The sequence below is a fragment of the Microbacterium sp. NPDC056003 genome, from assembly GCF_042274785.1.
Classification (GTDB): Bacteria; Actinomycetota; Actinomycetes; order Actinomycetales; family Microbacteriaceae; genus Microbacterium.
In genome coordinates this window covers 228,952-242,951 of the sequence record NZ_JBHJXQ010000004.1, presented here as the reverse complement: position 1 = coordinate 242,951, position 14,000 = coordinate 228,952, and the positions used below count along the sequence as shown (strand labels likewise).

At 70.3% G+C, this 14,000-nt stretch carries 10 protein-coding genes; 4 read left to right on the top strand and 6 right to left on the bottom strand.

Annotation, left to right across the window (positions count from 1 at the left end):
* Positions 1-49: 49 nt before the first annotated feature.
* Both mnmA and ACFC1W_RS15860 read right to left on the bottom strand, forming a co-directional pair.
* On the bottom strand, positions 50-1,147 hold the full coding sequence (gene mnmA / locus ACFC1W_RS15865) for a tRNA 2-thiouridine(34) synthase MnmA (protein ID WP_375994535.1): 1,098 nt from the start codon (positions 1,145-1,147) through the stop codon (positions 50-52).
* A gap of 10 nt (positions 1,148-1,157) precedes the next feature.
* Positions 1,158-2,345, bottom strand: coding sequence for a cysteine desulfurase family protein (locus tag ACFC1W_RS15860; RefSeq protein ID WP_375994532.1), 1,188 nt, complete (start codon positions 2,343-2,345; stop codon positions 1,158-1,160).
* 109 nt (positions 2,346-2,454) lie between these two features.
* On the opposite strand from ACFC1W_RS15860, the gene glgX reads away from it, so the two are divergent.
* The 3 genes from glgX to glgB all read left to right on the top strand — a co-directional run bounded on the left by glgX (position 2,455) and on the right by glgB (position 8,862).
* Complete coding sequence (glgX, locus tag ACFC1W_RS15855) at positions 2,455-4,539, top strand: glycogen debranching protein GlgX (protein ID WP_375994530.1); 2,085 nt, start codon at positions 2,455-2,457, stop codon at positions 4,537-4,539.
* 163 nt (positions 4,540-4,702) lie between these two features.
* Complete coding sequence (locus ACFC1W_RS15850) at positions 4,703-6,688, top strand: maltotransferase domain-containing protein (protein ID WP_375994586.1); 1,986 nt, start codon at positions 4,703-4,705, stop codon at positions 6,686-6,688.
* Positions 6,685-8,862, top strand: coding sequence for a 1,4-alpha-glucan branching protein GlgB (gene glgB / locus ACFC1W_RS15845; protein ID WP_375994527.1), 2,178 nt, complete (start codon positions 6,685-6,687; stop codon positions 8,860-8,862). Before ACFC1W_RS15850 ends, glgB begins: the two co-directional genes overlap by 4 nt.
* A 17-nt stretch (positions 8,863-8,879) precedes the next feature.
* On the opposite strand, the gene ACFC1W_RS15840 is transcribed toward glgB, so the two are convergent.
* Together ACFC1W_RS15840 and ACFC1W_RS15835 are read right to left on the bottom strand one after the other, a co-directional pair.
* Positions 8,880-9,824 carry a tetratricopeptide repeat protein gene (locus ACFC1W_RS15840; RefSeq protein ID WP_375994524.1) on the bottom strand — a complete coding sequence of 315 codons (945 nt, stop codon included), beginning with the start codon at positions 9,822-9,824 and terminating at the stop codon, positions 8,880-8,882.
* Positions 9,821-11,680 (bottom strand): glycosyl transferase, encoded by a 1,860-nt coding sequence (locus tag ACFC1W_RS15835; protein ID WP_375994521.1) that lies wholly within the window; start codon positions 11,678-11,680, stop codon positions 9,821-9,823. Before ACFC1W_RS15835 ends, ACFC1W_RS15840 begins: the two co-directional genes overlap by 4 nt.
* Positions 11,681-11,857: 177 nt before the next feature.
* On the opposite strand from ACFC1W_RS15835, the gene ACFC1W_RS15830 reads away from it, so the two are divergent.
* Positions 11,858-12,919 carry an AI-2E family transporter gene (locus ACFC1W_RS15830; protein WP_241110447.1) on the top strand — a complete coding sequence of 354 codons (1,062 nt, stop codon included), beginning with the start codon at positions 11,858-11,860 and terminating at the stop codon, positions 12,917-12,919.
* Between the two features lie 36 nt (positions 12,920-12,955).
* On the opposite strand, the gene ACFC1W_RS15825 is transcribed toward ACFC1W_RS15830, so the two are convergent.
* Together ACFC1W_RS15825 and ACFC1W_RS15820 are read right to left on the bottom strand one after the other, a co-directional pair.
* Positions 12,956-13,684, bottom strand: coding sequence for an alpha/beta hydrolase (locus ACFC1W_RS15825; protein WP_375994518.1), 729 nt, complete (start codon positions 13,682-13,684; stop codon positions 12,956-12,958).
* A gap of 26 nt (positions 13,685-13,710) precedes the next feature.
* Positions 13,711-13,995, bottom strand: coding sequence for a hypothetical protein (locus tag ACFC1W_RS15820; protein WP_375994516.1), 285 nt, complete (start codon positions 13,993-13,995; stop codon positions 13,711-13,713).
* Positions 13,996-14,000 lie beyond the last annotated feature (5 nt).

Below are 14,000 nucleotides of genomic sequence, written 5' to 3'. Positions count from 1 at the left end.
CGGACAGCAGAAGGGGCTGGACGCCCGGCGCCGGGGCGCGGCATCCGCTCTACGCGTCGACGGGAACCGCCGAGACGGTGCGGTCGATCGTGAACTGGCCGATGACCCGCGTGCCGTCGTAGAGGACGGCCGTCTGCCCCGGCGCGACGCCGTCGAACGGCGTCTCGGGTACCACGGTCAGACGCCCGTCTGCGAGGGTCGCCCGGGCGGGAACGGGATCGGCGTGCGCGCGGATCTGCACATCGCAGTCGAAGTCGCCGGGCGCCTGTGGGCGTCCGGCCCACGAGTGGCGCTCTCCCGAGATCTCGGCGGTGGCGAGGGCCTCCTTGGGGCCGACCACCACCGTGTTGGTGACGGGGCGCACCTCGAGCACGAAGCGGGGCTTGCCGTCGGGCGCGGGAACGCCGAGCGACAGCCCGCGCCGCTGACCGACGGTGAAGGCGTGCGCACCCTCGTGGCGCCCGACCACCGCGCCGGTGCGGTCGACGACGTCGCCGCGCGCGGTTCCCACCTTCTCGGCCAGCCAGCCGCGTGTGTCGCCGTCGGGGATGAAGCAGATGTCGTGGCTGTCGGGCTTGTGCGCGACCGTCAGCCCGCGGGTCTCGGCCTCGGCTCGCACGATCGCCTTGGACGGGGTCGAACCGAGCGGGAAATACGTGTGCGCGAGCTGCTCGGCCGTGAGCACGCCGAGCACGTAGGACTGGTCCTTCGCGGCATCGGACGCCCGGTGCAGCTCCAGCCCCTCGCCGGTCTCGACCAGCGTGGCGTAGTGGCCCGTGCAGACGGCGTCGAAGCCGAGCTCGATCGCGCGCTCGAGCAGGGCGGCGAACTTGATCTTCTCGTTGCACCGCATGCAGGGGTTCGGTGTGCGGCCCGCGCGGTACTCCGACACGAAGTCCTCGATCACGTCATCGCGGAAACGCTCCGAGAAATCCCACACGTAGAACGGGATCCCGATGAGGTCCGCGGCGCGGCGCGCGTCCATCGCGTCCTCGATCGTGCAGCAGCCCCGGCTGCCGGTCCGCAGCGTGCCGCCGGCCCGCGAGAGCGCCAGGTGCACGCCGACGACGTCGTGCCCGGCCTCCACGGCCCGCGCCGCCGCGACGGCGGAGTCGACGCCACCGCTCATCGCCGCAAGGATCCGCATGGGCTCCAGTCTACGAGCGGCCGCCTGAGGACGACCCGGATGCCGCCCGGGCACGTTCCACCGCGGGCGGAAGCTCCGCGAGCACGCGGTCGACGTCGTCGTCGACGGTCGTGCGCCCGAGAGTGAGCCGCAGCACCTGGCGGGCCTCGGCATCCGACCGCCCCAGCGCCAGCACGACGTGCGAGGGCTCGGGGATGCCCGCCTGGCACGCCGATCCCGTCGAGACCGCGATGCCCGCCTGATCCAGCAGGAACAGCAGCGTCTCTCCCGAGGCGCCGGGGAACAGCACGTGGGCGTTCCCGGGGATGCGGTGGTCCGGATCGCCGAGCAGCTCAGCTTCGGGCACGGTGGACAGGATGCCGCGCACCAGCCGTTCGCGAAGCGCGGCCAGCCGCGCCGCCTCGGCCTCCCGCTCGGCTTCGGCCAGCTCCGCCGCCACAGCGAACGCCGCGGCGCCCGCCACGTCCTGCGTTCCGGCGCGGAGGCCCCGCTGCTGTCCGCCGCCGTGGAGGAGCGGAGCGAGCCGCGCGTGCCGCGACACGAGCAGGGCGCCCACACCGGCCGGGCCGCCGACCTTGTGCGCCGACACGCTCAACGCGCACAGTCCCGTGTGGCCCGTCGCATCCGCTCGCCATCGTCGGAAGCTGACCGGGAGGTGCCCGAACGCGGCCACGGCGTCGACGTGCAGCGGAACTCCGGCCTCCCCTGCCGCAGCGGCGAGGCGGACGACGTCGTTGACGGTTCCGACCTCGTTGTTGGCGGCCAGCGCCGTCGCGAACGCGGCACCGTCGAGGCTCGCGGCGAAGGCTTCCGGCTGGATCGCGCCGCGGGCATCGAGCGCGACGTGGCGCACCGCCGCGCCTTCCGCGGTGCGCAGCCACTCGATGGCGTCGAGGGTCGCGTGGTGCTCGCCGTCGGGGAGGACCACCGCGTCGGCCCCGGCCTCCCGCGCCCACCACAGCCCCTTCACCGCGAGGTTGACCGCCTCCGTGCCGCCCGATGTGAAGACGACCTCCATCGGGTCGCAGGCGAGCACCTGCGACAGCCGCTCGCGCGACTCCTCGAGCAGCCTGCGCGAGGTCTGGCCGTAACCGTGGATCGACGACGCGTTGCCGACGTCGGCGGACGCGCGCAGCCAGGCGTCGCGGGCTTCCGGCCGCAGCGGCGTCGTCGCGGCGTGGTCGAGGTAGACCTGCATCGTCCACCTCCTCCTGCCGCGGCCGGAGGACCGGCGCGACTGCGTCTCATGTGTGTGGGAACCGGGTGCCGTAACACCGCCGACTCACGCGCTTACTACTGTAGGTCGCATGTCTTCCGCTCCGTCCGCCGGGTCGACCCTCTCCGCGGGTCTGCTCAGCACCGACCTCGACGACCTCGGTGTCACGCTCGGGCCCGACGGCGGACGGCTGCGCATCTGGTCGGGCGCGGCGCAGGCGATGGAGCTGGTCGTATTCGACGACACCGACCTCGACTGGGCCACCGACAGCCTCCCGCTCGAGCCCGTCGGAGGCGGGGTGTGGGAAGTCACCACGCATCTGCTGCGCGCGGGTACGCGGTACGCCGTGCGCGTCGACGGCCCGCATGCCCCGGGCAACACCTTCAACCGCAACACCCTGCTCGTCGAGCCGTACTCCCGCGGTCTCGCCCGCGGCGGGTACGACGACTGGCGCTCGGTCGTCGTGGACGGTTCGTTCGACTGGGGTGGCGTGGAGAAGCCGGAGGTCCCGCTCGACCGCACGGTGCTGTACGAGGGGCATCTGAAGGGCCTCTCGAAGCGGCATCCCGGGGTCCCGCCCGCCCTCCATGGCACGTATGCCGGGCTCGCGCACCCGGCCATGATCGAGCACTTCCTCGCGCTCGGCGTGACGAGCATCGAACTGCTCCCCGTGCACGCGTTCGCCACCGAGCCGCGCCTGCTCCAGCACGGACTGTCGAACTACTGGGGCTACAACAGTCTCAACTTCTTCACACCGCACGCGCCGTATGCGACGGCGCAGTCGCGACGCGAGGGCCCCGAATCGGTCCTGCGCGAGTTCAAGGGCATGGTGCGGCTGCTCCACGAGGCGGGCCTCGAGGTGGTCCTCGACGTCGTGTACAACCACACCGCCGAAGAGGGCATCGGCGGTCCGCGGTCGAGCCTGCGTGGTATCGACAACCGCGCCTACTACCGGCAGCAGGACGACGGCGCCTACATCGACGTCACGGGCTGCGGCAATTCGGTCGACACATCGACGGATGCCGCGGCCCGGCTGATCCTGGATTCGCTGCGCTACTGGGCGAACGAGGTGCAGATCGACGGCTTCCGCTTCGATCTCGCCGCGACGCTCGGCCGCGACGCCGACCACCACTTCACCCCCGACCACCCGCTGCTGCGCGCGATCATCGACGACCCGGCGCTCGCCGGCGTCAAGAAGATCTCCGAGCCGTGGGACGTCGGGATGGGGGGCTGGCAGACGGGGAACTTCGGCGACGGCTGGAGCGAGTGGAACGACCGCTACCGCGACCGCGTGCGCAACTTCTGGCTGAGCGACGTCGACTACGCCCGGCGCGCGTCGGCTGCGCCGGTCGGCATCGGCGGCTTCGCCACACGGCTGGCCGGATCGGCGAACACCTTCTCGCAGGAGCGCGGCCCGCTCGCGAGCGTGAATTTCGTCACCGCGCATGACGGCTTCACGCTGCGCGACCTCGTGTCCTACGACGTCAAGCACAACCTGGGCAACGGCGAGCAGAACCGCGACGGGGCCGACACCAACCGCTCCTTCAACCACGGCGCGGAGGGGCCCACCGACGACGAGGGCATCCTCGCCACACGCCGCAAGGCGATGCGGAACCTGCTCGGGACGCTGCTGCTCTCCGCCGGCATCCCGATGCTGACGGCCGGCGACGAGTTCGGCCGCACCCAGCGCGGGAACAACAACGCCTACTGCCACGACTCGCCGCTGACCTGGCTCTCGTGGGAGCACGCCGACTGGCAGCGCGATCTGTTCGCCCACGTGCAGCGCCTCATCGCGCTGCGCCGCGAGAACCCTGCGCTGCGGCCCATCCGGTTCGCGCGGCTCGACGAGCACACGCCGTCCGCCTCGGTCATGGAGTGGTTCGACGAGCACGGCGAGACGATGTCGGGCGAACGCTGGACGAGCTCCTCGCACCGCACCCTCCAGTACGTCGCCGCGTCCACACCCGAGGTGGAGGAGTTCAACCGCATCCTTCTCATCGTGCACGGCACCGAGCGGGACACCGAGGTCACGCTTCCGGAGATCGACGGCGTCACGCGGTATGTCTCACTGTGGTCGAGCGTCGACGAGACCCCCGTCGACGATCGCGACGACCACGCTCCCGGCGATGTCGTCGCCGTGCCCGGAACGTCGATGCATCTCTTCCGCGCGGAGTGAGCATCCACGGAATGCGACCCGCAAGCTCCTATCGAGCCGTCATCACGGCCGGTAGGTTCGAACCGTGGCATCACCGACGCGTCCGACTCCCCCACGTCCGTGGCGGAGCCTCTCCGCCCTTCCCGTCCGTCCCGCCCCGCTGCGCGAATCGCACGTCGTGACGATGACGGGGCGCATCCCGCTCACCAAGCCTTCGCCGTCGATCTCGGGCGAGCCGTACCGGGCGAAGGCCTTCAACGGGGAGGCCGTGCCGTTCGGGGTGACCGCCTTCCGTGAGGGCCACGACCGGATCGGCGTCCATCTGCGGCTCTTCTCCCCGTCCGGCGACGAGTCGCTGCACGCAGTGACGCCGCTCGAGAACGGGCTGGACCGCTGGATGACCACCGTCGCCCTCCTCGAGGACGGCCTGTGGACGTTCCGGTTCGAGGCCTTCGGCGACGACTTCCTCACGTGGCAGCACGCCGCCGACGTCAAGATCGCCGCGGGCGTCGACGTGGGGCTGATGCGAGAGATGGGCGCACTGCTCTTCGACCGTGCGCGCACCGAGAAGGACCGCTCCGCGCCCGAGCGCAAGGCGCTCGCCGGCGCCGCAGCCCTGCTCCGCGACCCGGGCGTCGACAGCGCCGGAGCGCTCGCCGTCGTGCGGGATGCCGCGATCACCGGCTACTTCGCCCACCGTCCGCTGATGTCGATCGCGTCGATCGGCCCCACCCTCGAACTGCTCGTCGAGCGCGAGCGCGCCGGCGTGGGCGCGTGGTACGAGTTCTTCCCCCGCTCCGAGGGCGCGAAGCGCCTGAAGGACGGGCGCGTGAAGCCCGGCAATCTGCGCACCGCCCGTGCCCGTATGCCCGCGGTGCGCGACATGGGCTTCGACGTGCTGTACATCCCGCCGGTGCATCCGATCGGCACCACCAACCGGAAGGGCCGCAACAACACCCTCACGGCCGAACCGGGAGACCCGGGCTCGCCGTACGGGATCGGATCCGCCGACGGCGGCCACGACGCGGTCAGCCCCGAGCTGGGCTCGATGGCCGACTTCCGCGCGTTCGTGCGGGCGGCGCGCGAGAACGGCCTGGAGGTCGCGCTCGACCTCGCGCTCAACGCATCCCCCGACCACCCCTGGGTCATCGAGCACCCGGAGTGGTTCGTCACGCTCCCGGACGGCTCCATCGCCTACGCCGAGAATCCGCCGAAGAAGTATCAGGACATCTATCCGGTCTACTTCGACAACGATCCCGAGGGCATCTACGCCGAAGTGCTGCGCGTGGTGCGCCACTGGATCGCGCAGGGCGTGACGATCTTCCGCGTCGACAATCCGCACACCAAGCCTCTGGAGTTCTGGGAGTGGCTCATCGCGACGGTGAACGCGGATCGCCCCGACGTGATCTTCCTCGCGGAGGCGTTCTCCCGTCCGGAAGTCATGCAGACCCTCGCGAAGGCCGGCTTCCAGCAGAGCTACTCGTACTACACGTGGCGCAACACCAAGAAGGAGCTCGAGGAGTTCTTCACGTCGATCGCCACCGAGACGGCCGACTTCATGCGGCCGAACCTGTTCGTCAACACCCACGACATCCTGACGGAGTACCTCCAGTTCGGCGGCCGCCCGGCCTACGTCATCCGGGCGGCGCTCGCGGCCACGGCCGCGCCGACGTGGGGCGTGTACGCGGGCTACGAGCTGTTCGAGAATGTGGCCAGGCCCGGGTCCGAGGAGAACATCGACAACGAGAAGTACGAGATCAAGGTGCGCGACTGGGAGGGCGCCGAAGCGCGCGGCGACTCGCTCGCCCCGTGGATCCGGCGGCTCAACGAGATCCGCCGCGAGCACCCGTCGCTGCGCCAGCTCCGCAACATCACCATCCACTGGAGCGACGACGACGCGATCCTCGTGTACGCGAAGCATCTGCCGGCGGCCCTGTCGCCGACCGGCGTCAGCGACACCATCATCGTCGTGGTCAACACCGACCCGCACTCGGTGCGCCAGACGATGGTCCACCTCGACACCCGTGTGTGGGGCGTCCAGCCCGGGGACCCGTACGAGGTCGAGGACCTCGTCACGGGCGCGCGCTGGACCTGGTCCGACCACAACTTCGTCCAGTTGGATGCCTTCCGTGAGCCCGTGCACATCCTCCATGTCAAGGAGACGCGATGACGACGACCGATGAGGTGCTCGACGCGATCGCCGGGGGCGCCCACCATGACCCGCACAGCGTGCTCGGCATCCACGCCGGCCACGACGCCGAGGGCGGCACGCTGTGGACAGTTCGTGCCCGACGCCCGCTCGCCCGAAGCGTGACCGCGGTGTTCGTCGACGGCACGCGCGTGCCGCTCGAACATGTGCGAGCGGGAATCTGGGAGGGGACCCGCTCGGGCTCCCTGCGCCGCTACGAACTCGTGACCACGTACGACGACGGTCCCGACTACGTCGCCGACGACCCCTATCGCTTCCCGCCGTCGATCGGCGAGCTCGACCTCCATCTCATCGGTGAGGGTCGCCACGAGGAGCTCTGGCGCGTGCTCGGAGCTCATGTGCGCGAGTTCGAGGGCACGAGCGGCACCGCCTTCGCGGTGTGGGCGCCGAATGCCCGCGCCGTGCGGATCGTCGGCTCGTTCAACGACTGGGACGGCCAGGGCCATGCCATGCGCTCCATGGGCGGCAGCGGCGTGTGGGAGCTGTTCGTGCCCGGCGTCGGCGCCGGTGCGACGTACAAGTTCGAGCTGCTGAGCCGTTCGGGCGGGTGGGTCACGAAGGCCGACCCGATGGCCCGCTTCGCCGAGATCCCGCCGGCCACCGCATCGGTCGTGACGCATTCGTCGTATCGCTGGGAAGACGACGAATGGATGAAGCGCCGGGCGAAGTCGACGCCCGTCTCCTCGCCCATGTCGGTCTACGAGCTCCACCTCGGCTCCTGGCGACCGGGGCTGTCCTATCGCGAGGCCGCCGACCAGATCATCGAGTACGTCGGCGCGCAGAGCTTCACCCACGTCGAGTTCCTGCCTCTGGCGGAGCATCCCTTCGGCGGCTCGTGGGGCTACCAGGTCACCGGGTACTACGCGCCGACGAGCAGGTTCGGCCACCCCGACGACCTCCGCTACCTGATCGACCGCCTGCACGGCGCAGGCATCGGCGTGATCATGGACTGGGTGCCCGGGCACTTCCCGAAGGATGCCTTCGCCCTCGCCCGCTTCGACGGCGAGGCGCTGTACGAGCACCCCGACCCGCGGCGCGGCGAGCACCGCGACTGGGGCACGTACATCTTCGACTACGGTCGCAACGAGGTGCGCAACTTCCTCGTCGCGAACGCGCTGTACTGGTTCGAGGAGTTCCACGTCGACGGACTGCGGGTCGACGCGGTGGCGTCGATGCTGTACCTCGACTACTCGCGGGAAGACGGCGAGTGGGTGCCCAACGTGCACGGTGGGAGGGAGAACCTCGAGGCCATCCGCTTCCTGCAGGAGGTCAACGCCACCGCCTACAAGCGCTACCCGGGCATCGCGATGATCGCCGAGGAGTCCACGAGCTTCCCCGGGGTCACCGCTCCGACGAACCAGGCCGGCCTCGGCTTCGGCTTCAAGTGGAACATGGGCTGGATGAACGACTCGCTGCAGTACATCAAGCGCGACCCGATGTACCGCTCGCACCACGAGGGTGAGCTGTCGTTCTCGTTCGTCTACGCGTTCAGTGAGAACTTCGTTCTGCCGATCAGCCACGACGAGGTCGTGCACGGCAAGGGCAGTCTCATCGGACGCATGCCGGGCGACCACTGGCAGCAGCTCGCGAACATGCGCGCATTCCTCGCCTACATGTGGGGTCACCCGGGCAAGCAGCTGCTGTTCATGGGCCAGGAGTTCGGCCAGCTCTCCGAGTGGTCGGAAGGACGTTCACTGGACTGGTGGCTGCTGGATCAGCCCTCGCATGCGCAGCTGCACTCGTTCGTCGCGACACTCAACCGTGTGTACCGCGACCACTCCGCCCTGTGGGCGCGCGACAGCGACGGCGCTGCCTTCGTGCGACTGGGGGCGCCGTTGTGGAATCCCAACGTCATCGCGTTCGCGCGCCGCGACTGGCACGGCAACTCCGTCGCCGTGGTCTGCAACTTCTCGGGCGAGCCGATCACGTCGTACGAGCTGGATCTGCCGGAGCGCGGTGTCTGGCATGAGGTGCTCAACACGGATGCCGCGGCCTTCGGCGGCTCGGGTGTGGGAAACCTCGGCGTGGTCCACGCAGGCGAGGGCGGTCGCGCGAAGCTCGTGCTGCCGCCGCTCGGCGTGCTGTGGCTGCGGCATGACCCGCAGGCCCACATCCCTTCACCCACGCAGGGGTGACGGCGCCGCGAGCCGCGTCAGAACAGGAGCGAGGCCAGCTGCGCGCGAGCGCGCGTGACGCGCGGATCGGCGTCGCCGACGAGCGCGAACAGTTCGAGCAGGCGCTCGCGCACCGGCGGGCGCTGGTCGGACGGCAGCTGGGCGAACAGCTCGAGCAGACGATCGAACGCGTCGTCGACATGTCCGCCGGCGACGTCGAGGTCGGCCACGGCGAGCTGCGCATCGACGTCGGTGGGTGCGGCGGCAGCCGCAGCGCGGGCGGCCTGCAGATCCGCACCCTGCACACGGTCCAGCAGGCGAACCTGACCCAGCCCCGCGCGGGCATCCGCGTCGCGCGGGTTCTCCGCCAGCGCCTTCTCGTAGGCGGCGATCGCGCGTGGGTAGTCCCCCGCCTCGATGGCCTCGAAAGCTTCGGCGTGCAGCGGCGGCAGCGGAGGCTCGACCGGCTCGGGCGCCTCGGCCGCGGCATCCTCCGACACGCTCACCGTGCCGGTCACGCCGTTCTGCGCGGCGAGCTGGAGGAGCTGAGCGAAGACTTCGCGCACCTGCTGCTCGGGAACCGCGCCGGTGAACATCGGCACGGGCTGACCCGCCACGAGCGCGACGACCATCGGGATCGACTGCGCCCGGAACGCCTGCGACAGCTGCGGGTTCGCATCGACGTCGACCTTCGCCAGCACCAGGCGTCCGCCGAGCTCGGTGACCACGCGCTCGAGTACCGGGCTGAGCTGCTTGCAGGGTCCGCACCACTCGGCCCACAGGTCGATGACGACCGGGACCGTGCGCGAGAGTTCGAGCACCTGCGCGAACGTGTCGTCGGTGACGTCCATGACCAGGGAGGGCACGGACCCGGCGGGAGCCGCTGCCGGCTCCTGCCCCGCCGGCGTTGCGGCAGGCCGGTTGCGCAGAGCGGAGAGATCCACAGCGCCGCGCAGCGCGGCGCCCGAGGTGGGGTCGGTCACTTGATCACCTTCGCGTCGAGGATGTCGGAGGAGTATCCGAGCAGGCGGATCTTATCCGTCGAACCCTGCCCGGGAACGTAGAAGAACACCTGGTCGGTGAACGTCGTCGTGAAGCCACTCGCCGACTGATCGGCGCCTGCGAGGGTCTTCACCGTCGGGTTGTCGGGCAGCTTGATGACCGCGCCCGGGTCGGTCGGCTTGACCGTGTCGACCTCGATGAGGTTGACCGCCACGATGGCGCCGCTCTCCACCGTCGCGAGGGCGAGGGGCCCGAACTGGCCGGGACCCGACGAGAACGTCAGGCTGCCCGTCTTGGAGGCCGTCTCGTTGAAGGACTCGAGACGGCGCTGGCGGTCGGCGGCGATGCTCGCGCGAAGCTGGTCGCCCTCCGCCTCGAACATGTCGTAGTGCACGCTCTCCTCGCCCTTGTTGATGATGTCGGCGTAGGCCGCGGCGAGGTCCTCGGGCGCCATGATCAGGAACGGCGAGTCGGCGGCAGGCTCGACCGCGCCGATGTAGTACGGCGCGAGATCGGGCATCTCCGTCGACGCCTCGAGACCCGCGGAGTAGGAGAGCTTGTAGGGCGCCCACGCGTCCTGCTGCGTGAGCACCATGATGCTCGAGGTCTTGCTCTCCTGGTCGTCGACGACCGCCATCACCGAGCGCGGCCACGCGTCGTTCGACTCGGGCAGCACGATCTCGAGCGGCTTCGTGACGATCGGCGCGGGAGCCGCGTAGTCGGCGATCGAGGCGCGGAGCGTGTAGTTCGTCGTGCGTGCCGCGAGTGCGGCGCCGTCCAGACGGGTCGCGGCGAGGTCCTTGTCTTTCGACTCGTCGGCCTCGGCGACTGTTGCGGCGATGCGGGACAGGATGCGTTCGGCCTGCGGCTTGGTGACGGCGGGCGCCTGCTGACCCTCCTGATCGATCACCGTGGCTGTCGGGGTCGGAGTCGGAGTCGCCCCGAACTGCGGCCAGGCGTCGGCCGAGCAGCCGCTGAACATCAGTGCCGACACGGCGACCACGGGCAGCACGGCGAACGCGCGGCGGCCGCGGGTCACGGCGCGGCGCGTCGGGGGCGTCGAGCTGATGACGCCCTTGTCGGCGCCGTCTATCGCGAGATCGATCGGCTCGGTGACGGGCATCGGGAGGCCCTTGCGGCGCGGGCCGCGCGAACGGCGCGCGTGGCGGATGCCGAGGACGTACAGGAACACGCCGACGGCCATCAGGATGCCGCCGCCCACGATGAGCGGTCCGGCCCACGGCGTCGAGTTGGCGATCGGCCACGAGACCGAGACGTTCGACGGCGCCGGCAGCGTTCCGTCGCTCGCGACGAGCACGCTCATATCGGAGGGCAGCTGGAGCGGCGCGATCAGGATGTCGCTCTGCTGGAACTCGTCGAGCCACAGGTCGGAGCCGACGGGAGAGCGTCCGGGTACCTCGGTCGCCGTCTCGTCGACGACAGCCTCGCCGCCGGTCGCAGCGTCGCCCTCCGCAGCCGCCTCGCCCTCGGCAGGCGCCTCGGACGCGGGAGCCTCGGGTTCCACCAGCTCTGTCACGATCTCGCCCGCGTCATCGAGGGTCGCGACGTTGTAGGAGGTGTCGGCGAGCCAGGCCTGCATGTCGGCGGTGCGCCCGTAGGCGGCGAAGATGTTGCCGTCGCCCTGGGCGCGCAGCGTCTGCGCACCGGGAATCTCATTCAGGACGGTGCCGTCGATCACGAGGTACGGGGCATCCTCGTCGACCGAGATGGCGGCGATGTCGTTCTCGGGTCCCTGGAAGATCGTCCGCTGCGCGATGCCTGCCCCGATCATCACGGCGGCGAGCACGAAAGCCGCGACAGCCCAAACGAAACGCACGAATAACACCTCTCCCAGGCCCGCCGGACGGCGAAGGCCCTCGATTCGACATTTCAGACTAGCGAAGTCGACCTGAAAGGGGCCCGGGAGGGCGCAATCGCGGGCCTGGGCGTCCGCAGTGCGTATCCTGACGGAACGGAAGTCCGGCGCGCGCGCCGGGAGGGTCGGGAGGGCCGCATGAAGGTGCACAATCCGTTCCGGGTCGCGTTCGTCGCGACTCTGGGCGTCGGGCTCGGACTCGTGCTGATCGGCAGCATCCAGACTCTGTCGACGATCCTGCTCTACGTCGGGACGGCACTGTTCCTCTCACTGGGCCTCGACCCCATCGTGGCGTGGCTGGAGCGCCGCAAGCTCCCCCGGTGGGCGGCGGTGCTGATCACGATCCTCGCGGTCCTGGGCGTCTTCGCGGGCATCCTCCTCATGATCGTCCCGATCATCGTCGGCCAGATCACTCAGCTGGTCTCCGACATCCAGGACCTCATCCAGAAGGGGTGGAATCCGGTCGCCGAGGCGAAGACCTGGATGACCGAGACCTTCCCGAACCTCAACGTCGACGATGTCTTCACCTACCTCAACGACTGGTTCGAGTCGCTCGACGTGGGAGCCATCGGCGAGCAGATCGGCGGCGGCCTCATCGTGATCGGCGGCGCGGTTCTCGCGGGCTTCGCGGGCGCGTTCATCGTGCTGATCCTGACGATCTACTTCACGGCGTCCACGCCGAACCTGAAGCGCGCGGTGTACCAGCTGGTCCCGGCGTCGAAGCGGGCGCGGTTCATCGACCTCGGCGAGCAGATCACCGACTCGGTCGGCTACTACGTCATCGGGCAGCTCAGCCTCGGCGTGATCAACGGTGTGCTCAGCGCGATCTTCCTGTCGATCATCGACGCTCCGTTCCCCGCCGTGCTCGCGGTGATCGCGTTCTTCTTCTCGCTGATCCCGCTGGTCGGAACGCTCACCGGCTCGACGATCATCGTGCTGTTCTGCCTCGGGCTGGGCTCGCCCACGACCGCCCTCATCGCGGCGATCTACTACCTGATCTACATGCAGATCGAGGCGTACGTGATCTCGCCGCGCATCATGGGCCGCGCCGTCTCGGTGCCCGGCGCCGTCGTCGTGATCGCCGCCCTCGCCGGCGGTGCGCTGCTCGGTCTGCTCGGCGCCCTCGTCGCGATCCCCGTGGCGGCGAGCATCCTGATCATCTACCGCCAGGTGGTCATCCCGCGCCAGAACGAGCGGTGAGCGGATGCCGCGTCCCGGCGGCCCTCGGGCGCGGCGTCAGGACTCGGCCACCCGCGCGTCGTCCCACTCGGTCGGAAGCGGGAGCGCATCGGGGTTGACGGCGGCCACGATCTCGGTGAGCACCCGGCGCGTCTGGTTCTCACCGACCCACAGGTGCTTGCCGCCCTCGACGGGGATCAGCACCGCATGCGGCACACTTGCGAATCGCTCGGCCGCGGCATCCGGCCGGAGATAGTCGTCGAACTCGGGGACGAGCACCACCATCCGCCGGCCGTCGGCGGCCCAGGCCGCCACCTCGGCGTCGCTGGCGCGGTGCAACGGCGGCGAGAGCAGCACGACTCCCTCGACGTCGTGGTCGCGGCCGTACTTGAGGGCGAGCTCGGTGCCGAACGACCAGCCGACCAGCCACGGCGCGGGAAGGCCGCGCTCACGCACGAAGTCCATCGCCGCGGCGACGTCGAACGCCTCCGCGCGACCGCCGTCGAACGCGCCCTCGCTCGTGCCGCGCTGCGACGTCGTGCCGCGCGTGTTGAACCGGAGGACGGCGAGGTCGGCGAGGGCGGGCAGCCGGCCCGCGGCTTTGCGGAAGATGTGCGAGTCCATGAACCCGCCGGCCGTCGGCAGCGGGTGCAGCGTCACGAGGGTCGCGACGGGGTCGCGGCCCTCGGGCAGGGCGAGCTCGCCGACGAGCGTCAGCCCGTCGAGGGTCTCGAACTCGATGTCCTCCCGACGAGCGGGCAGGAGCACAGGTCCGCGGATCTCCATGTCAACCGGTCCTCACGCGCGGGCCGTCAGGCCACTTTCCAACAATGCTGATGCCAGTGCCGGCGCGCAGCGAGATCGGCGCTGTCGCCGAGAACGCCGTCGGCGCGCCACGCCACGAGGTGCGCGACGCCGGCGTCGATCGTCCGGCCGCACCCGGGGCACACGTAGCTCTTCTGCGCCTGCGCGGCCGAGACCGGCTGAATCGTCCACTCCACGCCGCGCCGCACCTCGGTGCGCTTCCAGCCTGCGAGCAGGCGCTCGAAGGAGTCGTCGCCGCTCGACGCGGGGCGACGTCTGTTCGACCGCGGCATCGCGG